This window comes from Proteocatella sp. QWL-06 (genome assembly GCF_058684135.1).
In genome coordinates this window covers 1,546,022-1,571,720 of the sequence record NZ_CM178755.1, presented here as the reverse complement: position 1 = coordinate 1,571,720, position 25,699 = coordinate 1,546,022, and the positions used below count along the sequence as shown (strand labels likewise).

Genomic DNA, 25,699 nt, shown 5'->3' with positions numbered 1-25,699 from the left:
CTGAATTTAAGGAGATTGAAATGAAAAAGACTTTTTTTAAAATACTTCTGCTTGCTTTAGCAGCCTCTCTGGTGCTTACCGGATGCAATACAAGCAACGAAGACATTGTAGCAGTTGTAAATGGAACAAAGATAACGAAATCCGATTTCGAAAAGACGGCTCTGAAAGTCGGAAAAGAATATGAAATGATTTTTGGAGAAGAGATCTGGACCAGCGAGGTTGAGGGTGGAAAGACCTTCAAGGAGGAGTTTGATAACGAGATCCTCAATGTCATGATAAGCCAGGAGATAGTAAACCAGCAGGCTGAAAAAGAGAATATCACTGTGACGGATGAAGAAGTTGCAAATGAGATGAGCTCATATATGCAGATGATAGAGAATGTAGACGAATACAACAAATTCATGGAAGAAAACGGGATAGATGAAGAATTTCTCAAGAACCATTTCAGACAGACTCTGATTTTCGACAAATACAGAAATAAGATAATGAGTGAAACAGAGATAACAGAAAATGACCTCAGGGATTACTACAACACTCATATCGACGAATATAAGAAAGAAGAGATAAAAGCATCCCATATACTCATAACTACGCTCAATGACATGGGAGAGCCACTTTCCGAGGAAGAGACGGCAAAGAAAGAGTCAGAGGCGCAGGATATCCTTGCGAGAATAAAGCAGGGAGAGGATTTTGAAGCGCTTGCAAAGGAATATTCAGACGACAAGGCATCTGCGTCAAATGGGGGAGACCTGGGCTATTTTGCAAAGGGCGTCATGGTCCCGGAATTTGAAGAAGCTGCATTTAAGCTTGAAAAGGGTCAGGTTTCGGATGTCGTCAAATCATCATTCGGATATCACATAATAAAAGTTGATGATAAGCGAGAAGAAATAACTTCATATGAAGACGAAAAGGAAAATATCCTTGGAGCGATAAGATATGAAATTTATAACGAAAAGATGGAAGAGCTGAAAAAAGCCTCAGAAATTGAACAATTTGAAGATGTCATAAATAAATAGTGAGAGGTTTATAATGAGTGAAGAGAAAAAAAGCACCTTTCTTAAAGGGGCCGTCATACTAGGGCTTGCAGGAGTTGTTGTAAAGATACTTGGAGCAGCCTTCAGGATTCCGATAACATGGATAATTACTTCGGAGGGTCTCGGATATTACCAGACAGCATATCCTATATATGTGCTTCTTATATCCATTGCTACATCGGGGTTCCCGGTTGCCATTTCAAAAATGGTTTCCGCAAGGAGAGCACATGGAGACGTAAGAGGAGCAGACCGGGTATTTCGGATAATATTCGTCATACTCCTTGCAATGGGAGTGATCACATCGACTGTGATGCTGTTTGGCGCAAAATATATAGTGACTGTGATGCTTCAGAATCCAAAGGCATACCTTGCACTTGTGATGCTTGTGCCTGCAATACTGCTTGTGCCTGTTATGGCTGCGTTCAGAGGTTATTTCCAGGGACTAAACAATATGAATCCTTCGGCAATATCGCAGATATCAGAGCAGTTTGCAAGGGTAATATTCGGAGTAGGGCTTGCAATCCTGTTCGTTCCAAAGGGACTCGAATACGGTGCGGCGGGAGCAACCTTTGGAGCAACTGCGGGAGCAATATGCGGACTTTCCGTAATGCTTTATATCTATTACAAAAACAAGAAAACCAGGCAGCTTGAGCTTGAAAGCAGTCCTGTGTTTCCACGTGAGAAGACCTCAGACATCCTGAGAGAGCTTATTACCATAGCCCTTCCTATTATAATAGGTGCACTGGTAATGCCTACGATGAATACGATAGACCTTGCGCTGGTAATGAGAAGGCTTGTGTCTGCCGGCTTTACGCATGCAGAGGCTAATACCATGTACGCCCAGCTTACGGGGATAGCGGCGACGCTGATAAACCTTCCTCAGGTGATAACTAGCGCCATTGCGATAAGCCTTGTGCCGGTAATTTCATCGGCATATGCGGTAAATGACATAAAGAGAACAAGAGAAAATACGAATCTGGCGATCCGGGTGAGCCTTCTGATAGGCCTTCCATGCGCGGTCGGACTCTTTGTGCTTGCAACCCCTATAATAGGTCTGTTGTATCCAAATGAACCTGCATCAGTAGGCGGGATACTTGCAATAATGGCCATCGGAGTGGTTTTCCTGAGCCTTATACAGTCATTCACATCAGTGCTTCAGGGTATGGGAATGGCACATATTCCGGTATTCAATCTTTTTGTGGGTGCTGCGGTAAAATTCGTGCTGACATATGTGCTTACAGCGATTCCTTCGCTCAACGTAAAAGGAGCAGCAATAAGTACTGTTGTAGCTTATGTTGTAGCTGCTGTGCTGGATTATTTCTCTGTAAAGAAATATCTTGGACTGAAATTCAGCGTAAATGATTTCCTTTTCAGGCCGCTTATTACAGCAGGCATAATGGGGATAATTGCAAGAGTGACATATGTGATCATAGTGCCTTTTGCCGGGAATTCGATTTCTACGCTGCTCGCAGTGGCAGTAGGTGGGGTAGTTTATGTGGTTACGCTGTTCCTTACAAAGACTATAACAAGAGAAGATCTTCAGAGCCTTCCAAAGGGAAAAAATATAATTGGAAAACTCGAAAAAATGAAGCTTATGTAACAGCTTTATGCAAAACCGGCAGGTATGTCAAACGGGCATACTTACCGGTTTTTTTAACGAAAAAAATAATGAAGAAAATTAAATAAAAATGTATGGACAAACATCATTAACGGGTGTATACTGATTCAGTCCCGGACAGGAATTATAAAAAAATACAAATAAAAATAGTTGCAAATCAGGCACATGCATAAAGCTTAATGGTATAGATTATACAGGCTTTTGTATGTGGTTATTTTTTGCAGTTAAGGAGCGGAAAAAATGGAAAATGCAGTTATTCAATCTGCAAATCAGCTGATGGAACTCGTAGGGCTGGTTATAGTTGCAGGATTAATCTTTGGCAAGATAAGTGAAATAATAAAGATGCCAGACGTAGTGCTTTATATTCTGGCTGGAATAATTCTGGGGCCAAGTCTTCTGAACTGGATAAATATAGACAAATACCCGGTTGAGAATCAGCTCATACTTTCCTTTGGAGCGGCATATATACTTTATGACGGAGGAAGGGAGATTGATTTTAAGATACTCAACAAGGTCAAGATGTCTGTCTCCCTGCTGGCTACAGCAGGAGTGCTAATATCTACAGTCATAGTAGGTTACGTTGCTGCAAAGGTTTTTAATATACCAGTTTACTATGGACTGCTGATGGGATCGGTAATAGCATCTACAGATCCGTCCGTGCTGGTACCGCTTTTCAAGAGCATGAACATAAGCAACAAGCTCAAGCAGACAATAATATCGGAGTCAGCCTTCAATGATGCGGCTGGAGCGGTAATAACATTCTCTCTTATAGGAATTATATTGGGCGGAGAGTTCTCTCTTGCTCAGAGTATAATGGATCTTGTAAAATCGATAGCCGGAGGAGTTCTCATTGGAGTGGTTGCCGGATATCTGAGCCATCTTTTCGTAGACGAGAAGAAATTCGGTATACTGAGGGATCATCCTGCAGAGCTTATGATAGCTACTGTGACAGGAGCGTATCTTATATCTGACAGGTTTGGGTTCAGCGGATTCATGGCAGTCTTCGTTGTGGGAATGTTCTGCGGAAACAAAAAAGTATTTGATTTCTGGATACCTGAGCACTCATTCCAGACTCACCTCAGATTCAAGGAAGTATTCACTGTCCTTCTGAGAATGATGATATTTGTAATACTTGGAACTCAACTTGTATTTGAAAACCTGTTCAGCAATCTTACCCCGGCGCTTATAGTGGTCGCGGTGCTTATCTTCATAGCACGCCCTGTATCTGTCATATTCAGCATGATTGCAGACCGCAAGGCGCAGTGGAAGTGGCAGGAAGTCGTATATATGATGTGGGTTAGAGAAACTGGCGTAATTCCTGCAGCGCTTTCAGGAATGATACTGACTATGGGGGTTGATCACGCCGACATAATATCATCGGTGACCTTTGCTACGATTCTCATAACTCTTACGCTTCAGGCAAGCACATCCAAGCTTCTGGCGAAAGTGCTTAACCTTGATACCCCAAGCATCAGTGACATGAAAATCCTGAATGAGGTAAATACACAGGCATAGAGCTTAAGCATATAAGCTTCCGGCATGACATTTATCTATAGATGATATAAACATTATCAATAAGCAAATTGTGCAATATAATGGACTGAAAAGTCTTTCTAATATATAATGAGTCAGTCTGAAAAGACTGGCTCATATTATTTTTAGAAAGGAAAATTACAATGAAAAGAACGATTTTAAAAATGATTGCGGTATCGCTGACATCAGTAATTGCTCTGGCAGGATGCAGCAAGGATGCATCTCAGCAGGAGGCGGCAGAGACTGCATACAAATCTATAACAACAGAAGAGGTTTCTGAAAATGCCGGAGCTGAAGGCTGGGTAATTGTCGACACCAGATTAAATGACGCCTTTAACGGATGGGCTCTGGACGGAGTAGCAAGAGGTGGCCACATAGAAGGCGCTGTGGATTTCTCTGCAAACTGGCTTCTGACTGAAAAAGAAGGAAAAGACGAAATACTTCAGGAGGCGCTTGAGACAAAGGGCATACTTCCTGACAAAAATATAGTTCTCTACGATGCCAATGGGACGGATGCTGTTGCTGTAGCAGATTATCTTTCAACAAAAGGCTATGAAAATATATATACTTACGATGTGAATGAGTGGGCATCTGACGACAGCAAGCCGATGGTTCAGTTCCCGGGTTATGAGCTGCTTGTTCCTGCAAGCATTGTAAAATCCCTGATCGATGGAGAGACACCGGAGACATTCACAGAAGGAAAGACTGTTAAGATGGTAGAGGGAAGCTGGGGCGAAGAAAAGGAATCATATGCCAATGGCCACATACCAGGAGCCATCCATATAAATACGGATTCGATTGAACCGCCTCCAGCATGGATGCTTGCGGATGATGATACTCTTCTTGGCGTTATGCTCGAAAATGGCATAAGCAAGACTGACACTGTTATTGTGAGCGGCGAGGCTCAGATGGCTGCATACAGAGTAGCGCTTGTGCTTCGTTATGCAGGAGTAGAGGATGTACGTGTACTAAACGGCGGCACAGCGGCATGGAAATCAGCAGGTTATGAGCTTGAAACTGAATCAAACAAACCTGAGCCAATAACTGACTTTGGCGGAGAATTCCCTGGAAATCCTGATATAGTAGATACGATAGAAGAGCTTCAGCAGATGCTTCCTTCTCAGGAGTTTACTCTTGTTGACAACAGAACATGGGATGAGTACACAGGAAAATCTTCGGGATACAGCTACCACGACAAGATGGGACGTATTCCGGGCGCTGTTTTTGGTTATGCAGGAAAGACAGATTCAAATTCGCTTGATTATTTCAGAAACATAGATGATACGATGAGAAATGCAGATGAGATAATTGCAATGTGGCAGGAGGGTGGAATAGATACGCAGAATCACCTTTCATTCATGTGCGGAAGCGGATGGAGAGCTGCAGAGGTTCTGTTCTATGCAAATGTTGCAGGATTAGATAATGTATCGCTTTACAGTGACGGCTGGATTGGATGGTCAAATGCCGGACTTCCATCTGAAACTGGAGAGCCTGTAAAATAATGAAGAAAATCATAAATGCTGCAGTGATATTTCTGGAGTCAGCGATATTTTTCCTGCTTTTTACACTCGAACGATTATCGGGAAAAAATGCCGGAGTAAACCATCATGTGCTGGCCAGAAAGCTTCAGTGGAGCGAGAAGTACTTTACCACGGAAAATATAAACATCATATTTCCGTGCATAATAGCAGTTCTTGCAGGAGTAATATTTGTACAGGCAGCTGTTTACATTAAAAAGAAAAAAACTCCGTACATGAGCTTTTTCAAGGTAAACAATGCGACTCTTATTTTATGGGCCTGCGCTTCAGCGCTCAGCCTTAAAAGTGGAGCCGTGATGGAGCTGAATACATCTGTATATATAGCAGCAGCATCTATTATGATTTTTGCTGTTCACAGCTGCATGATATTATTTCTCACGTTAACAGAAAAATAATATAAGTAATATTCGAAATCCTGAAAGATCGTAAATATCTTTTCAGGGTTTCTTTTTTTGTCATTAACCATGCTGTTTTTATATTCATTGATTTTATCTATGGAACACATAGATTTTTTCTATTATTAAATTTGCCTATCAACATGGACGCATTTAATTTATTGATATATAATTAAAAAGCTATAATCAGGGATTAGATATTAATATGATAGATAAGTATTTCAGGGAGTGTATAATGAACAATTCAGGTAAGAAATCAGTTATGCTTAAAATAGGCCTCATAGTTATTGTGGCCATTGTTTATCTTTTGTCAGAGCCTGTTCAGAAAAATATAAAGCAGGCCATATTCATAATGAGCAACGTGGATGTAGGCCTTGTAAAGGGATACATACTTTCGTTTGGGATGCTTGCGCCTTTAGTGTCTTTCCTGCTGATGATATTTCAGTCGCTCATGGCTCCGCTTCCGGCATTTATCATAACCTTTGCCAACGCTGGTCTGTTTGGCTGGATAAAAGGCGCAGTGCTTTCGTGGTCAAGCGCTATGGTTGGAGCAGCTCTTTGCTTCTTTATCGCAAGATTTTATGGAAGAGCTGCAGTAGAAAAGCTTACGAGCAAATTCGCATTAGATGGAATCGACAGCTTTTTCAGGAAATACGGAAACTATGCGATACTGATAGCCAGACTCCTTCCGTTCATGTCATTTGACATAGTGAGCTATGCAGCGGGTCTGACTTCTATGAGCTTCTGGTCGTTTTTTTGGGCTACTGGCCTTGGACAGCTTCCGGCTACGATAATCTACTCCTACATAGGAGAAATGCTGACAGGCGGAATGAAGAAATTCGTTTTTGGACTTCTTATGATGTTCTCGCTGAGCATATTTGCATTTGTTTTTAAAAAAGTCTGGGATGAAAAAAACATACAGAAAAAAAACAGAAAAGGAGATAAAGACATTGTTTAAAAGAAAACTGAACATTGCGGTCATTGTTGCAATGGTATTCACTCTTGTTTTAAGCGGATGCGCGGGCACTGGAACTTCAGATTCTGAAAACCAGGGAGAGGCAGCTTCACAAACAGTAGCTGACCTTTCGGTTTACGAAAATGGAGATATGTTCATAACACCGCAGGAGCTTAATGAAAAGCTTGGAGATCCAAATGTAATAATATTTGACGCAAACAAGCCTGATGCATATGAAAAGGGTCACATACCTGGAGCTATAGGCGTTGGATTCCACTCATTCTCAAAGGTTGATGGAAAGCCGGGAGATCCTCTGTGGGGGACTACTCTTGACAAGGAAGAGCTTAGAGCAAAGCTGGAGTCATACGGAGTTACAAATGACAAGCTGGTAGTATTCTATTCTGACGTACTTCCTGGACCAGGGCCAGACGGAAGAAACGTATGGCAGATGAGAATGGCGGGGCTTGACAACGTAAAGCTGCTTTACGGAGGGCTTCCAAAATGGAAAGAGCTGGGATACGAAGTGACAAAGGATGCTTCACCGGATCCTGTTCCATCAGAGGGACTTGAGCTGAGCGATTTTGATCAAAGCTACATGGCAACAAAGGAATATATTAATGAAAATCTTGAAAACACAGTCATCATCGACGTGAGAACCGAAGATGAATTCAATGGAAGCCAGAAGGCAGGAGAGGCAAGAGGTGGTCACATCACTGGTGCAAAACATCTTGTATGGTCATCACTGTTGAATGAAGATGCGACTCCAAAGTCACCTGAGGAAATAACCTCAATAATGGCAGAGCTTGGAGTTACTCCTGAAGATGACTTCGTAGTTTACTGAACGATGGGAATAAGATCTGGATACATGTCCACGGTCCTCAGAGCAGTTGGCTTTGAGAAAGTAAGAAACTATGAAAGCTCAATATATGAATGGTCGGCAGACCCTGAAATGCCAATGGAAAAATAAAGGCCATAACATAGGAATAAAAAACACAGATTACATGTGCAGAGGACTGAAATCCCTGCACCGAAATCTGTGTTTTTGTTTGTGTTTTGTTTCTGATAAAGAGTGTCGAGCTACAGCCTTCTCATGAATTCGTGCCTTAGCAGGTCCTGATCCTTCATTGCCTCTTCCAGCTCGCCGAGCATGGAAGGGATGTCTTCGTTCAGGTTTCCGTAAAGTGAGAAATAATTTGATGCATGATTGCTCCGAAATACTGTGCCAGGGCTGTCAATGTTCTTGAGGAAAATAACCATCTCTTCGATGATTTCCTGAGGAGTCAGGAGCGTAAAGCTTCCTGATGACACTTCTTCCCACAGCTGAGTCCCGGGCTCTACCATCAGCGAAAGGAATCCTATGAAGTCAGGGTTCATACGGCTGAGAGCCTTCGCCGTGTCTTTTGCATGCTCAGTCCTCAGGCGCTGACCTCCAAGTCCTGATATGGCAGTCACGGACACGAGCAGCCCGGCTTCTCTGGCCTTTTTTCCGGCTCTGACAATATCTTCAGAGCTTTCGCCCTTGTTGATGATCCTGAGGATCTCATCATTTCCTGACTCCAGTCCCAGGTATACTATGCCAAGCCCAAGCTCTCTGAGCTGTCTCAGCTCCTGCTCGGATTTAAGGTTGATGCTTCTGGAAGTGCCATATATACCCACTCTCTCACATTCAGGGAATATGCGCCTTACGGATTCAAGTATCTGAACGAGCCTCTCCGTGCTGAGTATCAGCGCATCGCCGTCAGCAAGGAATATCCTTCTTATGCTGGAATACATGCTTCTTGCAGATATTAGATCCTTTTCGACATCAGAAAAATCTCGTGCTCTGAAAGTCTTTTCCTTATACATGGAGCAGAACGTGCATTTGTTGTGTGAGCAGCCTATAGTTGCCTGTATTATAAGGCTCCTGGCCTCGCTCGGCGGTCTAAATATCGCGCCTTCGTAGTTTATCATAATGACCTCCAAATCAATTTTACGTGTTAGTATTCATTACCAAATTATAAATCAGAAACACAAATAGTGTCCAGTACTAAAATACTCATTGACAAGAGGCTACCGTTTTGGTAAAATACTTTGTAGACATTCCGCTCGGAAAAGGTATTAAACCCTTAAAGGTGCCTGTGACGGCGAGACTTAATTATGAGGAGGTGTAATATGTACGCAATAATCGAAACTGGTGGAAAGCAGTATATGGCTAAAGTAGGGGATACTCTATTTGTTGAAAAGCTAGCTGCAAACGAAGGTGAAGAAGTAACAATAAGCGCTGTAGCAGTATCAAAGGATGGAAATCTTGTAACTGGAGATAACGCTGGAACTGTAACTGCAAAAGTTGTTTCTCACGGAAAAGCTAAGAAAATCATAGTTTTCAAATATAAGGCTAAAAAAGACTATAGAAGAAAACAGGGACACAGACAGCCATATACAAAGATAACTGTTGAAGCTATCAATGCATAAGATATGATTGATATCAGCATTTACAAAAACAGCATGCATAAGACGGAAAAGATTGTAGTGTCCGGACATGCAGACTATGCAAGACATGGAGAAGATATTGTCTGCGCGGCAGTATCGATATTATCTCAAACCATACTTATCGGTCTGGTTGAGGTGCTGAAGCAGGATGTCAGATATGAAATATCAGACGGTTATCTTGAGTTCAGCCTGGAAAATAAAAATAACAGTGATTCAATAAATGCACTATTAGATACTTTTGAGCTTGGAATAGAGAATCTGCTTCAAGAATACGGAAGCTATTTAAAATTGAAAAAAGAGGAGGTGCAGTAGGATGATAAGAATTAATCTTCAGCTTTTTGCGAGTAAAAAAGGAGTTGGATCTTCAAAGAACGGTCGTGACTCTGAGTCAAAGAGACTTGGCGTTAAGAAATTCGATGGAGAGGTTGTTACAGCGGGCTCTATAATAATGAGGCAAAGAGGAACTAAAATACATCCAGGAACTAACGTTGGCAGAGGTGGCGATGACACGCTGTTTGCATTAGTGGACGGAGTAGTTAAGTTCGAGAGAAAAGATAAAAAGCGTAAGCAAGTAAGCATATATACAGCTTAATACAGAAAAGAGTGCATTCGCACTCTTTTTTTACTTTATATCTATAAAATGTTTTTAAAGTTTAAAAAGGAGCGTTTATGGCAATTAATATAGTGTTAGTCGAGCCGGAGATTCCTCAGAATACAGGCAATATAATCAGGACATGCGCATGCACTAATGCTGTGCTGCATCTCATAAAGCCGCTTGGGTTCTCAATGGACGAAAAGCACATGAGAAGGGCAGGGCTTGATTATATCGATCTAGTAAAAATCAATATATATGAAGATTTTGCAGATTTCGAAAATAAAAACCCTGGCGCAGACTGTCACCTTTTCTCAACAAAATCTCAGAAAAATCATTATGATGCAGAATATAATGACGGATGCTACCTGATTTTCGGAAAAGAGACCAGAGGACTTTCAAAAGAAATACTCGAAAAATATCCGGAGGGCATGGTAAGGATACCTATGGTGAATGAGGATCGCATAAGATCCCTGAATCTTTCAAATTCAGTGGCAGTAGCGGTTTACGAAGCAATAAGGCAGATTGGGCCTGAGAATATGAGATAGAATAAAATTAATTTTTTAACAGTATCGAAAAAAATGTTACAGAATTATTAAAAAAAGTATTGATAAAATTTTGTTTTTATATTAGAATACGTATATAGATATTGTTAATGAAAATTATAAAACTTAATTATACGGTTGAATGACGGATTAGGGAGAGCACTCGCAGAGTCACCGAAGGGACAAGTTGAAAAATGCCATTTTTCAATGAAATTCTCAGGTAAAAAGGACTTAATTCTGACAACACTCTGGTATTACAGGGGAATCTCGGCGAGATTCCCCTATTTTTTACCTGCAAGGAAAACGTTATACCAGTGAATTAATTATTGATACTAAGGTCAGGATGGAAAAAATGATCATAATAACAAACAACAGTAATGTAAAAGAGTTTTTTGAACCACTCAGCAGATATGATGTCGAATTTATAGAAGGCGGTTATGGAGATGTACTCTACAAGACGAGAGACTATGTCCATAAGAACCACAAGCTGCTCACACATCCTCTGTCTGGGAGCATAAAGCCAAATGAGACTCCTTATAAATCCATTGCGATTGAAAAAGGATCCGAACTGGACATGTTTTCTCTGGAGCTCATAGATAATGCTGTTTCGGTTTACGAAAAGCTTCAGCATGATCTCAAGACTCCAATGTGGATAGAGAGAATTTTAGACGACTTCAGGGTTATTGATCTGGACTTAATCAAGAATGCATTAATAAAATAAAAAATTCAGGAGGAAAAGAGATGTCAAAAATTTACGATCTTATAATAATAGGAGCAGGACCGGCAGGACTTGCAGCAGGACTTTATGGAGCAAGAGCAAGACTGAGCACTCTGATAATTGAAAAGGACAAGACAGGCGGACAGATTGTTACTACTGATGAGGTTGCAAACTACCCGGGATCAATAGAAAACGCAACGGGACCATCGCTTATAGCAAGAATGGTTGAGCAGTGCGAGGAGTTTGGAGCAGAAAGAACAAAGGACACAGTAGTTGACTTTGATTTCGAGAGCAAGATCAAGACAATCAAAGGTGAAAAAGAAGAATACAAGGCAAAATCTGTAATAATAGCGACAGGAGCTACTCCAAAGAAACTTGGATGTCCTGGTGAAAAAGAACTTACAGGAAAAGGTGTATCATACTGCGCAACATGTGACGGTGCATTCTTTGAAGACATGGAAGTATTCGTAGTAGGCGGAGGAGACTCAGCTGTAGAAGAAGCTATGTTCCTTACAAAATTCGCTTCAAAGGTTACTATAGTTCACAGAAGAGATGCCCTCAGAGCTGCAAAGTCAATTCAGGAAAAAGCAATGGCAAACCCAAAGATAGCATTCAAATGGGATACAGTTATAGAAGAAGTAAAAGGTGATGGAATCGTTGAATCAGTAGTATTCAAGAATGTAAAGACTGGCGAGCTAGAGCAGTTTGATGCAGATGAAGAATTCGGCACATTCGGAATATTCGTATTCACAGGATATGACCCACAGACTAAAGTATTCCAGGGAAAAGTTACTACAAACCAGCAGGGATATATAATAGGCGATGAGCTTATGAGAACAAACTTTGAAGGAGTATTCGTAGCAGGAGACTGCAGAGAAAAGCTTCTGAGACAGGTTGTTACAGCTACAGCTGATGGAGCTATTGCAGCAGTTATGGCAGAGAAATACGTTGAAGAAAATGAATTTTAGTATATCACTTTAGTATATCATTACAATTCATTTTTTAGATATAATAAAGCCAACAGATTGTTAACTTTATTTTAAAAATTTTAGGAGGAAAAACATGTTTATATTCGACAAAGATAACTTTGAAGCTGAAGTACTACAGGCAGAAGGATATGTATTTGTAGATTTCTGGAGCGAGGGCTGCGAGCCATGCAAGGCACTTATGCCTGACGTTGAGAAACTTGCGGAAACTTACGGATCTCAGATGAAATTCGGAAAGCTTGACTCTACAAAAGCAAGAAGACTTGCGATAAAAGAAAAAGTTCTTGGACTTCCAACAATGGCAGTATACAAGGATGGAGCAAAAATCGACGAACTTACAAAAGATGATGCAACTGTTGCAAACATCGAGGCAATGATCAAAAAATACATTTAATCAAAATAGTATTTTAAGATAAACTATAAAAAATAATATCAAGGGAAACCAGGAGGTGGCTATATGCGTTTAGAAGTTGGAAATATCTTCATAAAAGACATACAATTTGCTGACACAACTAAGGTTGAAAATGGAGTGCTGTATGTTAACAAAGAAGAGCTGGTAAACTTACTATCAGAAGATGAGCATATAAAATCAATTGATTTAGAAATAGTAAAGCCAGGTGACAGTGTAAGAATAACACCTGTAAAAGACGTAATCGAACCAAGAGTTAAAGTTGAAGGAAACGGTGGAATATTCCCGGGATTCCTTAGCAAAGTTGACGTAGTTGGACAGGGAAAAACAAATGTACTTAAAGGTGCAGCTGTAGTAACTACAGGAAAGATAGTTGGATTCCAGGAAGGAATCATTGACATGACTGGCCCGGGAGCAGAATACACTCCTTTCTCAAAAACTTGCAACCTTGTTGTAATAGCTGAACCAGCAGACGGACTTCTTCAGCATGCACACGAAGAAGCTGTAAGAATAGTAGGATTCAAGGCTGCAAAATACCTTGGAGAAGCAGGAAGAAACGTTACTCCGGATGAAGTAAACGTATATGAGACAAAGCCGCTGTTTGAGCAGGCTGCTGAGTATCCAGAGCTTCCAAAGGTTGCTTATGTATACATGCTTCAGACTCAGGGACTTCTTCATGACACATATGTATACGGAGTAGACGCTAAGAAAATAGTACCTACAATAATATACCCGACAGAAGTAATGGACGGAGCTATAGTATCAGGAAACTGCGTATCTGCATGTGACAAGAACCCAACTTATGTTCACATGAACAGCCCGATAATCCATGACCTTTACAAGCTTCATGGAAAAGAATATAACTTCATGGGAGTTATAATAACAAACGAAAACGTATACCTTGCAGACAAAGAGAGATCATCAAACTGGTCAGCAAAACTTGCAGAGTACATGGGACTTGATGCAGTTATAATATCAGAAGAAGGATTTGGTAACCCAGATACTGACCTAATGATGAACTGCAAGAAGATAACTGCAAAAGGAATCAAGACTGTAATAGTAACTGACGAGTATGCAGGAAGAGACGGAGCTTCTCAGTCACTTGCTGACTCTGATCCAGCTGGAGATGCTTGTGTATCAAACGGAAATGCAAACATGATAATCGTGCTTCCAAAGCTTGACAAGATAATAGGACACATAGAAGTAGTTGACTATATAGCTGGTGGATTCGCAGGATCAACAAGAGAAGACGGATCACTTGAAGTTGAGATTCAGGCTATAACTGGAGCAACAAGTGAAGTAGGATTCGGATATCTTACAGCAAGAACTTACTAATATCGAAATATACTGATAAAAATAAAATATAAAATCACAGGAGGAACACAATGAGCTTTTTCGAAGGAAAAAAATTAATAATCATTGGCGACCGTGACGGAATTCCGGGTCCTGCCATAGAAGAATGTGTAAAAGGAAAAGATGCAGAGGTAATATACTCATCTACAGAATGTTTTGTCTGAACTGCTGCTGGGGCGATGGACCTTGAGAACCAGAAACGTGTAAAAGATGCTGCTGACGAGTTTGGCGCAGAAAACGTAATGGTATTAATAGGTGCATCAGAAGCCGAAGCTGCTGGTCTGGCAGCTGAAACAGTAACAGCCGGAGATCCAACATTTGCAGGTCCTTTAGCGGGAGTAGCGCTTGGCCTTGCTGTATACCACGTAGTAGAGCCTGAGTTCAAGGACGCTGTAGATGCAGACGTATTTGAAGATCAGATCGGAATGATGGAAATGGTACTGAATGTTGACGAAATAGTAGAAGAAATGAGAAACATCAGAAGCGAATTCTGCAAATTCTAATTTCGGTTGTTATATAATATAACTAAGGAGGCTATAAGATGGGAAAAGCGAGAGTAGTCCACTATATCAACCAGTTCTATGCTGGAATAGGTGGAGAAGATAAAGCGGGAACTGAACCACACATTTTTGAAGGTATGCCACCAATAAGCGCGCAGCTTCAGAGCAATCTTGGAGAAGATGCAGAAGTAGTAGCTACAGTAGTATGCGGAGATTCATACTTCAATGAGAATCTGGATACTGCAAAGGCACAGGTTCTTGAGCTTATAAAATCTGCAAATCCTGATATGCTGATTGCAGGACCTGCATTCAACGCGGGAAGATACGGAATGGCTTGTGGAGCGGTTGCTACTATGGTTCAGGAAGAGCTTGGAATCAAGGTTGTTACAGCAATGTACGACGAAAACCCAGGTGTAGACGTATTTGGAAAGCAACTATATATAGTAAGAACTACAGATTCAGCAGCAGGAATGAGAAAATCTCTTCCAGCACTTGCAAAATTTGCACTTAAGATTCTTAAGGATGAGAAAATAGGATCTCCTGAAGAAGAAGGTTACATCGCGAGAGGCATACGTGTTAACATGTTCGCTGAAAAAAGAGGAGCTACAAGAGCAGTTGAAATGCTTGTTGCAAAACTTAAAGGTGAAGAATTTGCTACAGAGTATCCAATGCCTGCATTCGACAGAGTAGCTCCAAACCAGCCAGTAATTGACATGTCAAAGGCAACAATAGCAATAGTAACATCTGGTGGTATAGTTCCAAAAGGAAACCCAGACAGAATAGAGTCATCATCAGCTCAGAAATATGGAAAATACGATATATCAAAATTTGATGATCTTACAGAAGCTGACCATGAGACTGCTCACGGCGGACATGACCCGGTTTATGCAAATTTAGACCCAGACAGAGTTATACCAGTTGATGTTTTAAGAGACCTTGAAAAAGAAGGCGTTATAGGAAAGCTTCATGATTTCTTCTACTCAACAGTAGGAAATGGAACATCAGTTGCAAGCTCTAAGCAATTTGCGGCTGCAATAGCGCAAGACCTTCTTGCGGCTAAAGTAGATGCTGTTATACTTACATCTACGTGAGGTACTTGTACTCGTTGCGGAGCAACGATGGTTAAAGAGATTGAAAGAGCTGGAATACCAGTGGTTCATATGTGTACAGTAGTACCTATATCTCTTACAGTTGGAGCAAACAGAATAATCCCAGCTATAGCAATACCTCATCCACTAGGAAATCCTGCACTTGATGCAAAAGAAGAAAAAGCACTTAGAAGAAAGCTTGTTCTTAGAGCACTTAAAGCACTACAGACAGAAGTTCACGTTCAGACTGTGTTCGAAGACTAGTTAAAAAAATTAAATTTGATTAGATGGGCTAACAACAAGCCCATCTAATTTTTAATAATCAGAGCATAATGGAGGATTAAAAAATGTCTAAAGCTGTACTGAAAAATGCAAGCTATGTACTAGTTCATACACCAGATATGATAGTAAATAATGGAACGACCTGTCAGGTTGAAATGAAGACAAATCCTGATTCAGAGTTCCTTAAAGTAGTAAAGAATCATGTTAGAAGCTACGAAGACGTAGTGGCATATCCGCCAAATCAGGCATATATAGGAAACATTCATCCAGAAGAGCTTGATAACTATTCACAGCCATGGTTCAAGCACAAAATCGAAAACGCATCACGATACGGAAAATACGGTGAAATACAGCCACAGGCAGAATTCATCGCTATGATGAAGATCTCTGATGCTTTTGACCTTGTAAAGCTTACAAAAGAATTCACAGAGATGGTAGTTGAAAAGATAAAAGCAGACCCAATATTCACAGAGCAGGATCTTGCATGCTTCAAATCAGGAGAAGAATTCGAAGTAATCGAAGCACTTGTTAACAAAGAGCATTCAGAGCCTATCGAGTACGATGGAAAGCTTGTAGGATGCGTAAAGAGAGCGCACGACGTTGACCTTAACCTTACATCACATGTAATGTTCGAAAACCTTGTAGTTAAGGCATCTGGAGTACTTGCTGCAAGACATCTTATAAAAAATGCAGGAATCTCACCGGCAGAAGTTGAATACGTAATTGAGTGTTCAGAAGAAGCTTGCGGAGACATGAACCAGAGAGGTGGAGGAAACTTCGCTAAAGCCATAGCTGAAAGCTGTGGATTTGTAAACGCTACAGGATCAGACATGAGAGGATTCTGTGCAGCACCGGCACATTCCGTTATATCTGCAGCTTCGCTTGTAAAAGCTGGCGTATACAAAAACGTAGTAGTAGTAGCTGGTGGAGCTACAGCAAAACTTGGAATGAACGCAAAAGACCATATAAAGAAGGATGCGCCTGTACTTGAAGACGTGCTTGGCGGATTCGCAATCCTTGTTTCAGAAGATGATGGAGTATCACCATTCCTTAACACTGACCTTGTAGGAAGACATACAGTAGGTACAGGATCATCACCACAGGCGGTAATCACTTCACTTATCACTATGCCGCTTGACAAAGGAAATCTTAAGATAACTGACATAGACAAATACTCTGTAGAAATGCAGAACCCTGATATAACAAAGCTTGCAGGAGCAGGAGACGTTCCAGAGGCGAACTACAAGATGATAGCTGCTCTTGGAGTAAAAAGAGGAGAGCTTGAGAAAGCACAGCTTCTTGAATTCGGCAAGAAGCACGGTATGCCAGGATTTGCGCCTACACAGGGACACATTCCATCAGGAGTTCCATTCGTTGGATTCGCGATAGATGAAATGAAGGCTGGAAAGCTTGAGAAAGTAATGATAGTAGGAAAAGGATCATTATTCCTTGGAAGAATGACAAACCTTTTTGACGGAGTTTCTTTCGTAATGGAAAACAACAAGGGAATAGAAGAAGAAGTAAAAGGCATAGATGAAGGAAAAATAAAACTTCTAATCGCGGATGCAATGAGAAAACTTGCTCAAAATCTTGCTGAATAGGAGGGCATGAGATGAACAATACAATCGCAAAGGTATTTGAAGAAATTGCAAGTGCCATTGAGAGCGGAAGCTTTGCTCCCAAAAAGAAAGTAGCGCTTACAACACTTGGAAGTGAACACGGAGAAGAAACACTTCTCGAAGGTGCAAAACTTGCAAAAAAACTGTATCCAAACATGGAGATAGTTTTAATAGGAAAGAAAAATGATACAGGATTCGAGACATATGAGACAGAGTGTCAGGATGATATGTATAAGATCATGGAAGAAAAGCTGGACTCAGGAGAAATAAGCGCATGCGTAACTATGCACTACAATTTCCCTATAGGAGTATCAACAGTTGGAAGAGTAATGACGCCATCTAAAGGAAAAGAGATGATAATCGCTACTACAACTGGAACAGCATCTCCGCACAGAATTGAAGCAATGGTAAAGAATGCCATCGGCGGAATAATAGCTGCAAAGGCAATCGGAATCGAAGAGCCAAAAGTTGGAATCCTAAACCTTGACGGAGCAAGAACAGTTGAAAAAGTTCTTAAGGAAATCAAGGAAAAAGGCTATAACATAAACTTCACAGAATCAAAGAGAAGCGACGGCGGTGTAGTGATGAGAGGAAATGACCTTCTTCTTGGAACACCTGATGTAATGGTAACTGATTCTCTTACAGGAAACGTTCTTATGAAGATGTTCTCATCATTCATGAGCGGCGGAGAGTATGAAGTATCAGGATATGGATATGGACCTGGAATAGGCGAAGGCTTTAACAGAAACATCCTCATAATATCAAGAGCATCAGGAGCACCGGTAATAGCCAATGCTCTTAAATATGCATTTGACATTTCAAACGGAGAGATCAACAAAATCGCTGAAAAAGAATATGCACAGCTTAAAAATGTAGGCTGGACTGACATAATCGCAAAAAATACAGCTAAAAAAGAATCAAAGGCTGAAAGCGATGAAGTAGTTGCACCGGAAAAAGAAGTTGTTACAGGACAGATTTCAGGAGTAGATATAATGGAGCTTGAAGATGCAGTTCAGACTCTCTGGAAGAACAAAGTATATGCAGAAAGTGGAATGGGCTGTACAGGACCAATAATACTTGTTGCAGAAGACAAGATTGAAAAAGCAAAAGAAATACTGAATGCACAAGGCTTTGCAACAGCATAAGAATTAAATCAAAAATAAATGTTGAGATAGATTCTCAACATTTATTTTTGCTCAGTTTTTAACATAAAGGGTTGTATTTAGGCGCTGCCTGTGATAAACTAGATAGGTAATTTATGAGTTTTAGGGAGGTGTGCAAAGGTTGAGAACAGCATTATTAGTAATAGAAATTATAGTAAGTTTAGTATTGATAGCAACAGTGTTATTACAGTCAGGAAACAGAGCGGGACTTGGAGTTATCAGCGGTGGAGCTGAGCAGCTTACAGGAAACAAAGCAAGGGGAGCTGACGTGATATTCAGAAAAATTACTGCAGGCGCTGCAGTATTATTTATCGCGATTGCTGTTGTGCTTGTTGCGTTACAGTAGTAATATGCAGTCTTAAATACTGCTTATTGGTTTGCTTATGGCATGCCTGGTAAAGTTGTGCTTACAGCACTTCGATAAAAAAATTAATTATATTCAGGGAGGTTTTACTTAATATGGAAAATATTATAATGCTAGCTCCTGTATCAGGGGTATTAGCACTTTTGTTTGCACTTGTGCTGACAAACAGAATCAACAAGGTTGATGTAGGAAATGATAGAATGAGAGAAATTTCATCCTATATTCATGAAGGAGCTATGGCGTTTCTTACAAGAGAATACAAGGTACTTGTAGTTTTCGTAGCGGCATTATTCGTAATACTTGCAATAGGAATAAACTTACTTACAGCGGTATGTTTCCTGTTCGGAGCACTTTTTTCAACTCTTGCAGGGTTCTTCGGAATGCAGGTTGCAACAAAAGCTAACGTAAGAACAGCTAATGCAGCCAAAGAAGGTGGAATGAATCAGGCTCTTTCAGTAGCATTCTCAGGTGGTGCAGTAATGGGAATGTGTGTTGTAGGACTTGGTATTGTGGGTGTTGGAGTACTTTACATAGTACTTACTGGAATGGGAATAGACCCTTCAGAAGCATCATCAATTCTTACAGGATTTGGTCTTGGAGCATCTTCACTTGCACTTTTTGGTCGTGTTGGTGGAGGTATATATACAAAAGCAGCAGACGTTGGAGCAGACCTTGTTGGTAAAGTTGAGGCTGGAATACCAGAGGATGACCCAAGAAACCCTGCAGTTATAGCAGATAACGTTGGAGACAATGTTGGGGACGTTGCCGGTATGGGAGCAGACCTTTTCGAGTCTTACGTTGGATCTATAATATCAGCGATAACACTTGGAATCATAGCTACTAATCCAGCTGGAGAAGCTTATGGAGTAGTAGGAGCTGTTTTCCCGCTTATTATATCAGCAGTAGGTATAATAGCATCAATAATCGGAACATTTTTCGTAAAAGGAAACGATAACACGAATCCTCAAAAGGCTCTAAACATGGGAACCTATGTTGCTGGAGCTATTACGATAATTGCATCATTCCTGCTTTCAAAAGCGATGCTTGGAAACACTACAGGATTTTTCGCAATATTAATAGGACTTATAGTAGGAACACTTATTGGTCAGGTTACTGAGATATATACTTCAGCTGATCACAAGCATGTTCAGAAGATTGCTGATCAGTCTGAGACTGGACCAGCAACAACAATAATTGCAGGACTTGCAGTTGGTATGGGATCAACAGCAGTGCCTATACTTCTTATCTCAGTAGGAATACTTGGAGCATTCTGGGCGGCAGGACTTTACGGAATAGCACTTGCAGCAGTTGGAATGCTTGCTACAGCGGGTATGACAATTGCAGTTGATGCTTACGGACCGATAGCAGACAATGCCGGTGGTATAGCAGAGATGTGCGATCTTCCACCGGAAGTAAGAGAAATAACTGACAAGCTTGACTCAGTAGGTAACACTACAGCAGCTATCGGTAAAGGATTTGCGATTGGATCAGCAGCGCTTACTTCACTTGCACTGTTTGCATCATATACAGCAGTAACAGGACTTACATCAATATCTATAACAAAGCCTTCAGTAATAGTAGGAATGCTTATAGGTGGAATGCTGCCTTTCCTTTTCTCAGCTATAACTATGGAAGCTGTTGGAAAAGCTGCATTTGAAATGATCGAAGAAGTTAGAAGACAGTTCAGAACAATTCCTGGAATAATGGAAGGAACTGGAAAGCCGGATTACGCAAAATGTGTTGACATATCTACAGCAGCAGCTCTTAGAGAAATGGTAGTTCCTGGACTTCTTGCAGTACTTTCTCCAATAGCTACAGGTCTGCTTCTTGGTACAGAAGCTCTAGGTGGATTACTTGGAGGAGCGCTTGTTGCCGGAGTTCTTATGGCTATAATGATGTCGAATGCCGGTGGAGCATGGGATAATGCTAAGAAATACATCGAGCAGGGAGCACATGGCGGAAAAGGATCTGAGCCTCACAAAGCGGCGGTTGTTGGAGATACAGTTGGTGATCCTTTCAAGGATACATCTGGACCATCAATCAACATCCTTATAAAGCTTATGACAATAGTATCACTTGTATTTGCACCGCTGTTCGTACAGTATGGAGGAATACTTCTTTCATTACTGAAGCTTAGCTAATATATACTTGAAAGCAAATATATACTGAAATAAATAATAAAAATAATAGAAATCCTGATTTGGAGCTACTGCTCTGAGTCAGGATTTTTTTTATGTTCTGGATAAAAAAAGTTATTGACATATGCCAATAACGGAGTATAATGAAATTATAAATAGCATAAGCCATAAACAAAGGCTTCGCATTTACAAAAATAATAATTTAAGAGGTAATTTCATGAGAGGAGTAAATTATGCCAAGAAGAGATGGAACAGGTTCAATGGGACAAGGAAGCATGACTGGAAGAAGAATGGGATTTTGTAACACAAATAATGTCGACAACCAGGATGCAGACATTGCAAGAGGCGCGGGAATGGGTACAGTAAGAGGCTCAGGATCAGGAATGGGATTAGGCAGAGGAGCAGGAATGGGCAGAAGAGGCGGAGCTTGCAACAGTATGAGAAAAAGATGCTTCAGAGGATTTGGAAGAGGTATGTAACAAAGGGGTGATGCAGTGCCAAGACCGAGAAAGAATAAAAAAGTATGCTGCCTGCCTTTCAGTAATCTCTATGGACCTAAAGGAATCAAGTCTGAAGGCGATATCATTGTAATGACAGTAGAAGAGTATGAAAGCATACGCCTTATAGATCTGGAAGGCCTTACTCAGGAAGAATGCGCAGAGAGAATGCAGGTAGCCAGAGCTACAGTTCAGAGCATTTATAAAGATGCAAAATACAAGTTGGCAGAGTCTCTTGTAAATGGAAATACTCTCAAAATAGAGGGCGGAGATTACAAGCTCTATAATGAAGATGAGAGAACTTCCGGATGCTCAAGGTGCAGAAGAAGCAGATGCGGGCAAAATGGCAGTATAAAAACAATATAATATGATTAAGACAGGAGAGATATATGAAAATAGCAATACCGGTAGATACAAGCAACATGGAGAGCAGTGTATGCATTTCTTTTGGAAGATCACCATATTTTCTTGTATATGATACGGAAAATAAAGAGAGTGTATTTCTGGAAAATACTGCTGCACAAAGTCCAGGCGGGGCGGGAATAAAAGCTGCTCAGATAATAGTTGACAGCAATGCAGATGTACTTCTTACACCAAGATGTAGAGAAAACGCAGCGCTTGTTATAAATGAGGCAAAAATCAAGATTTACAAAACGTCAGGAACCTCAATAACTGAAAATCTTGAAGATTTTAATCAGGGGAAATTATCTTTACTTGAAGAGATACATGCTGGATTCCACGGACACGGAGGAAACTAATATGGATATAGCTGTACTGAGCGGCAAAGGCGGAACAGGAAAGACGCTGCTGTCAGTAAACCTTGCAGCGGCTGCTGAAAAATCAGTATATATCGATTGTGACGTAGAAGAGCCAAATGGATATCTTTTTTTCAAACCTGAAAATGTTGAGACTGACAAGGTTTCAGTAAAAATTCCATACGTTGACAAAGAACTCTGCACCGGATGCAGAAAATGCGTTGATTTCTGTAATTTCAATGCGCTTGCAATGACAGGCAGATATCCATTTGTATTTGAAGATGTATGTCATTCCTGTGGGGGATGCATAATTGTATGTCCCGAGGGGGCAATGTCTGAAAAAGACAAGGTTACAGGCGAGATACAAAGAGGCAGATCTGAAAATGTTGAAGTGGTGACTGGTATACTCAATACCGGAGAAGCTTCTGGTATCCCTATAATAAAGCAGATTCTGCCGGATAAAAGCAATAGTGAAGATCTCAATGTTATAGACTGCCCTCCGGGAAGTGCATGCATAGTCATGGAAAGCATAAAAGATGCTGATTACTGCATCCTGGTTGCAGAGCCGACCATATTTGGAAGACATAACCTGAAGATGGTTTATGATCTTGTAAAGCTTTTCGACAAGCCACATGGAGTAGTTCTGAACAAGTGCCTTGAAGGGCACAATCCTTCAGAACAGTTCTGCAAAGATAATGGAATAAAGATACTTGGAAAAATCCCATTTGACAGTGAAATCGGGATGATAAATTCAAACGCTGAGATACTTGTAAGAAAAGATATCCGTTACAGGGAGATGTTTTCGGATCTGCTCAAGGCTGTAAAGGAGGCTGTGCAAAATGAAACAACTGTTAATCCTTAGCGGAAAGGGCGGCACCGGAAAAACGACAGTTGCCGGAGCATTCATAAAGCTTCTGGATGCAAAAGCATATGCGGACTGTGACGTTGATGCTCCAAACCTCCATCTGATAATGAACGAGACGGATGAGCCGGCAAGAAAGGATTATTCTGGGCTTCCAAAAGCTGAGATAGATCAAAGCTCATGTATAGGATGCGATCTTTGCAGGCAGAACTGCAGATTTGATGCCATAAAGTTCAGTGGATCCTATCAGATCGATTATTATGCATGTGAAGGGTGTGGAGTATGCCAGATAGTGTGCCCTGTAAACGCAATAACATTAAAACCAGCAGTTGCAGGAGAGCTTATGCTCTATTCAAATTCTGACAGAGTGTTCTCCACAGCTCAGCTGAAGATGGGCAGTGGCACTTCGGGAATGCTTGTATCAGAAGTGAAAAAACAGATGATTAATGCCGATATCGATGCCGATGTAGCTATAATAGATGGATCGCCGGGGATAGGGTGTCCTGTAATTGCTTCAATCAGCGGCGTTGATATGGTTCTTATTGTTTCGGAGCCTTCGATATCTGGTATAAGTGATATGAAAAGAGTCATAAAGACGGCAGAATCTTTTCAGACAAAGGTTGCAGTATGTATAAACAAATACGATACAAATCATGAGAATACTAAGAAAATCGAAGAATTCTGCAAAGAGAACAAGATTACCTTTACAGGAAAGATACCATTTGACCCGGATGCGGTAAAGGCTATAAATAACGGCATGACAGTAATAGATACGGACTGTAAGGCTGGAGCAAGCGTAAGAGATGTATTTGATAACATTATGGAATTACTTAAATAATCGGAGGATAATATGATAAAGATAGCAGTAGCAAGTGAGAATGAAGCAGTAACAGAGCATTTTGGACATTGTATAAATTTTAATATATTCGAGACGGAAAATTATGAAATAATAAAGAAAGAATCCATTCCAAATCCAGGACACAAGCCGGGATTTCTTCCGAACTTCCTAAATGAGCTTGGAGTGAATGTAGTGATTTCGGGAGGAATGGGAGCAGGAGCTATAGAGATTTTCAATGAAAAGGGAATTGAAGTGATAGTTGGGGCAAGAGGCCACGCTAATGATGCAGTATCATCATATCTTCAGGGAGATCTCAAATCTACTGGTTCAGTATGCCATGATCATAATCACAGCAGCGAATGCGGAAATTAAGCAGACTATGGGGCATCAGTGCCCCTGTTTTTTTACATAGCAAAGAAGGGAGGAATGAATATGGAAATGAAATATGTATACGGACCGGTACCCTCAAGGAGGCTGGGGCTTTCGCTGGGTATAAGCCCTATTCCAAAAAAGGCCTGCAATTATTCATGTGTATACTGTCAGCTGGGAAGGACTGACAAGATGACAAACACGCGTCAGCTGTTTTTCCCTGTAGAAGAGATCATCCGTGAATTCGATGCTTTTTTAAACAAGAATGTCAGCTTTGACGTGGTCACGATTGTCGGAGAAGGAGAACCCACTCTCTACCTGGGTCTTGGAAAGCTTATTTCAGAGATTAAACACAGGACTGAAAAGCCTGTGGCTGTGATAACAAATGGAGCGCTTCTATACGATCGGGATATGAGAGAAGAGCTCAAAGAGGCAGATATTGTACTTCCTACCCTTGATGCATACGATGAAGATACATTTAAGAAGATAAACAGGCCTCACGGGAGCATAAGCTATAAGAGCGTGATTCAGGGGCTTAAGGATTTTTCGAGGGAATATGAAGGCGAGCTGTGGGTAGAGATAATGCTTATCCAGGGAATGAATGATGACGATGCTTCTCTTGAAAAATTAAAGAAAATCCTCAAAGAGATAAGTTATGACAGAATCTATATCAACACTCCGGTAAGACCTCCTGCAGAATCAGATGTAAAGGCGATTGATAATGAGCGCATGAAATCAGCAGTTGAAATTTTGAATGGCATTTCAATAGAATTGCTTGAATCAGAGGGCTTTTACAGTGATACGGAGGATGATCTGGAAGCAGTAATAAGCATAATAAAGCGCCATCCTATGAACCAGCATGAAATAGAAGGATTTCTGGAATCCAGGAAATGCAGCGACATTCGAGGCATTATAGATAATCTGCGAGATGACCTGAGAATAAAAGTGATAAATTACAAAGGTTATGATACTTTTAGGCTGAAATAGGAGGTAATTTCATGGAAAAAAATGAAATGGTATTTTATCCTCAGGACAGAGAAAACTTATTTCAGAAATCGCCGCTCACATTCAGTGACTGG

The 25,699-nt window shown here is 40.8% G+C and carries 30 protein-coding genes and 1 riboswitch; of the genes, 29 read left to right on the top strand and 1 reads right to left on the bottom strand.

What is annotated here, in order from left to right; translation table 11 throughout:
• Window positions 1–20 precede the first annotated feature (20 nt).
• The 8 genes from AC4PGZ_RS07470 (at window position 21) to AC4PGZ_RS07435 (ending at window position 8,040) form a co-directional block, all read left to right on the top strand.
• Window positions 21–1,016: a peptidylprolyl isomerase gene (locus AC4PGZ_RS07470; RefSeq protein ID WP_492158009.1), complete on the top strand. Its 996-nt coding sequence runs from the start codon at window positions 21–23 to the stop codon at window positions 1,014–1,016.
• A gap of 13 nt (window positions 1,017–1,029) precedes the next feature.
• A complete protein-coding gene (locus tag AC4PGZ_RS07465; RefSeq protein ID WP_492158008.1) occupies window positions 1,030–2,634 on the top strand; it encodes a putative polysaccharide biosynthesis protein in 1,605 nt (534 codons plus the stop codon).
• Between the two features lie 258 nt (window positions 2,635–2,892).
• Window positions 2,893–4,167: a cation:proton antiporter gene (locus AC4PGZ_RS07460; RefSeq protein ID WP_492158007.1), complete on the top strand. Its 1,275-nt coding sequence runs from the start codon at window positions 2,893–2,895 to the stop codon at window positions 4,165–4,167.
• Window positions 4,168–4,328: 161 nt separating this feature from the next.
• Window positions 4,329–5,687, top strand: coding sequence for a rhodanese-like domain-containing protein (locus AC4PGZ_RS07455; RefSeq protein WP_492158006.1), 1,359 nt, complete (start codon window positions 4,329–4,331; stop codon window positions 5,685–5,687).
• A complete protein-coding gene (locus tag AC4PGZ_RS07450) occupies window positions 5,687–6,118 on the top strand; it encodes a hypothetical protein (RefSeq protein ID WP_492158004.1) in 432 nt (143 codons plus the stop codon). The genes AC4PGZ_RS07455 and AC4PGZ_RS07450 overlap by 1 nt, the downstream gene beginning before the upstream one ends.
• A 235-nt stretch (window positions 6,119–6,353) precedes the next feature.
• Complete coding sequence (locus tag AC4PGZ_RS07445) at window positions 6,354–7,076, top strand: TVP38/TMEM64 family protein (protein WP_492158003.1); 723 nt, start codon at window positions 6,354–6,356, stop codon at window positions 7,074–7,076.
• Window positions 7,069–7,914 (top strand): sulfurtransferase, encoded by an 846-nt coding sequence (locus AC4PGZ_RS07440; protein ID WP_492158002.1) that lies wholly within the window; start codon window positions 7,069–7,071, stop codon window positions 7,912–7,914. The genes AC4PGZ_RS07445 and AC4PGZ_RS07440 overlap by 8 nt, the downstream gene beginning before the upstream one ends.
• A 3-nt stretch (window positions 7,915–7,917) precedes the next feature.
• Window positions 7,918–8,040: a hypothetical protein gene (locus tag AC4PGZ_RS07435; RefSeq protein WP_492158001.1), complete on the top strand. Its 123-nt coding sequence runs from the start codon at window positions 7,918–7,920 to the stop codon at window positions 8,038–8,040.
• Between the two features lie 110 nt (window positions 8,041–8,150).
• On the opposite strand, the gene AC4PGZ_RS07430 is transcribed toward AC4PGZ_RS07435, so the two are convergent.
• Window positions 8,151–9,023 (bottom strand): radical SAM protein, encoded by an 873-nt coding sequence (locus AC4PGZ_RS07430; RefSeq protein WP_492158000.1) that lies wholly within the window; start codon window positions 9,021–9,023, stop codon window positions 8,151–8,153.
• 201 nt (window positions 9,024–9,224) lie between these two features.
• Between AC4PGZ_RS07430 and rplU the strand changes: the two genes are divergently transcribed.
• The 21 genes from rplU (at window position 9,225) to AC4PGZ_RS07325 (ending at window position 25,607) form a co-directional block, all read left to right on the top strand.
• Window positions 9,225–9,524, top strand: coding sequence for a 50S ribosomal protein L21 (gene rplU / locus AC4PGZ_RS07425; protein WP_492157999.1), 300 nt, complete (start codon window positions 9,225–9,227; stop codon window positions 9,522–9,524).
• A gap of 3 nt (window positions 9,525–9,527) precedes the next feature.
• Window positions 9,528–9,854: a ribosomal-processing cysteine protease Prp gene (locus AC4PGZ_RS07420; RefSeq protein WP_492157998.1), complete on the top strand. Its 327-nt coding sequence runs from the start codon at window positions 9,528–9,530 to the stop codon at window positions 9,852–9,854.
• Window position 9,855: 1 nt separating this feature from the next.
• The gene (gene rpmA, locus AC4PGZ_RS07415; protein WP_492157997.1) at window positions 9,856–10,134 is read left to right on the top strand and encodes a 50S ribosomal protein L27; all 279 of its coding nucleotides are present in this window, start codon (window positions 9,856–9,858) and stop codon (window positions 10,132–10,134) included.
• 77 nt (window positions 10,135–10,211) lie between these two features.
• On the top strand, window positions 10,212–10,682 hold the full coding sequence (locus tag AC4PGZ_RS07410; protein ID WP_492157996.1) for a tRNA (cytidine(34)-2'-O)-methyltransferase: 471 nt from the start codon (window positions 10,212–10,214) through the stop codon (window positions 10,680–10,682).
• Between the two features lie 139 nt (window positions 10,683–10,821).
• A riboswitch (glycine riboswitch) is annotated at window positions 10,822–10,922 on the top strand.
• A gap of 109 nt (window positions 10,923–11,031) precedes the next feature.
• Complete coding sequence (locus AC4PGZ_RS07405; RefSeq protein ID WP_492157995.1) at window positions 11,032–11,400, top strand: GrdX family protein; 369 nt, start codon at window positions 11,032–11,034, stop codon at window positions 11,398–11,400.
• A gap of 20 nt (window positions 11,401–11,420) precedes the next feature.
• Window positions 11,421–12,365 carry a thioredoxin-disulfide reductase gene (gene trxB, locus AC4PGZ_RS07400; RefSeq protein WP_492157994.1) on the top strand — a complete coding sequence of 315 codons (945 nt, stop codon included), beginning with the start codon at window positions 11,421–11,423 and terminating at the stop codon, window positions 12,363–12,365.
• Between the two features lie 94 nt (window positions 12,366–12,459).
• A complete protein-coding gene (gene trxA / locus AC4PGZ_RS07395; RefSeq protein WP_492157993.1) occupies window positions 12,460–12,777 on the top strand; it encodes a thioredoxin TrxA in 318 nt (105 codons plus the stop codon).
• 63 nt (window positions 12,778–12,840) lie between these two features.
• On the top strand, window positions 12,841–14,127 hold the full coding sequence (locus tag AC4PGZ_RS07390) for a glycine/sarcosine/betaine reductase component B subunit (protein ID WP_492157992.1): 1,287 nt from the start codon (window positions 12,841–12,843) through the stop codon (window positions 14,125–14,127).
• A 50-nt stretch (window positions 14,128–14,177) separates the two neighbouring features.
• Window positions 14,178–14,648, top strand: a complete 471-nt coding sequence (gene grdA / locus AC4PGZ_RS07385; protein WP_492157991.1) for a glycine/sarcosine/betaine reductase complex selenoprotein A — start codon at window positions 14,178–14,180, stop codon at window positions 14,646–14,648.
• 38 nt (window positions 14,649–14,686) lie between these two features.
• Window positions 14,687–15,997, top strand: coding sequence for a glycine reductase complex selenoprotein B (gene grdB / locus AC4PGZ_RS07380; protein WP_492157989.1), 1,311 nt, complete (start codon window positions 14,687–14,689; stop codon window positions 15,995–15,997).
• An 83-nt stretch (window positions 15,998–16,080) separates the two neighbouring features.
• Window positions 16,081–17,616, top strand: a complete 1,536-nt coding sequence (gene grdC, locus AC4PGZ_RS07375) for a glycine/sarcosine/betaine reductase complex component C subunit beta (RefSeq protein WP_492157988.1) — start codon at window positions 16,081–16,083, stop codon at window positions 17,614–17,616.
• An 11-nt stretch (window positions 17,617–17,627) separates the two neighbouring features.
• Window positions 17,628–18,779: a glycine/sarcosine/betaine reductase complex component C subunit alpha gene (gene grdD, locus AC4PGZ_RS07370; RefSeq protein WP_492157987.1), complete on the top strand. Its 1,152-nt coding sequence runs from the start codon at window positions 17,628–17,630 to the stop codon at window positions 18,777–18,779.
• Between the two features lie 139 nt (window positions 18,780–18,918).
• On the top strand, window positions 18,919–19,143 hold the full coding sequence (gene secG / locus AC4PGZ_RS07365; protein ID WP_492157986.1) for a preprotein translocase subunit SecG: 225 nt from the start codon (window positions 18,919–18,921) through the stop codon (window positions 19,141–19,143).
• Window positions 19,144–19,256: 113 nt separating this feature from the next.
• Window positions 19,257–21,302 carry a sodium-translocating pyrophosphatase gene (locus AC4PGZ_RS07360; RefSeq protein WP_492157985.1) on the top strand — a complete coding sequence of 682 codons (2,046 nt, stop codon included), beginning with the start codon at window positions 19,257–19,259 and terminating at the stop codon, window positions 21,300–21,302.
• Window positions 21,303–21,532: 230 nt separating this feature from the next.
• Window positions 21,533–21,778 carry a DUF5320 domain-containing protein gene (locus tag AC4PGZ_RS07355; protein WP_492157984.1) on the top strand — a complete coding sequence of 82 codons (246 nt, stop codon included), beginning with the start codon at window positions 21,533–21,535 and terminating at the stop codon, window positions 21,776–21,778.
• Between the two features lie 15 nt (window positions 21,779–21,793).
• On the top strand, window positions 21,794–22,162 hold the full coding sequence (locus AC4PGZ_RS07350; protein WP_492157983.1) for a DUF134 domain-containing protein: 369 nt from the start codon (window positions 21,794–21,796) through the stop codon (window positions 22,160–22,162).
• A 23-nt stretch (window positions 22,163–22,185) separates the two neighbouring features.
• Window positions 22,186–22,554, top strand: coding sequence for a NifB/NifX family molybdenum-iron cluster-binding protein (locus AC4PGZ_RS07345; RefSeq protein ID WP_492157982.1), 369 nt, complete (start codon window positions 22,186–22,188; stop codon window positions 22,552–22,554).
• Between the two features lies 1 nt (window position 22,555).
• On the top strand, window positions 22,556–23,413 hold the full coding sequence (locus AC4PGZ_RS07340; RefSeq protein ID WP_492157981.1) for an ATP-binding protein: 858 nt from the start codon (window positions 22,556–22,558) through the stop codon (window positions 23,411–23,413).
• On the top strand, window positions 23,391–24,251 hold the full coding sequence (locus AC4PGZ_RS07335; protein WP_492157980.1) for an ATP-binding protein: 861 nt from the start codon (window positions 23,391–23,393) through the stop codon (window positions 24,249–24,251). Before AC4PGZ_RS07340 ends, AC4PGZ_RS07335 begins: the two co-directional genes overlap by 23 nt.
• Before the next feature lie 12 nt (window positions 24,252–24,263).
• The gene (locus AC4PGZ_RS07330; RefSeq protein ID WP_492157979.1) at window positions 24,264–24,623 is read left to right on the top strand and encodes a NifB/NifX family molybdenum-iron cluster-binding protein; all 360 of its coding nucleotides are present in this window, start codon (window positions 24,264–24,266) and stop codon (window positions 24,621–24,623) included.
• Between the two features lie 60 nt (window positions 24,624–24,683).
• Entirely contained in the window at window positions 24,684–25,607 is a 924-nt protein-coding gene (locus AC4PGZ_RS07325; protein ID WP_492157978.1) for a radical SAM protein, read from the top strand.
• Window positions 25,608–25,699 lie beyond the last annotated feature (92 nt).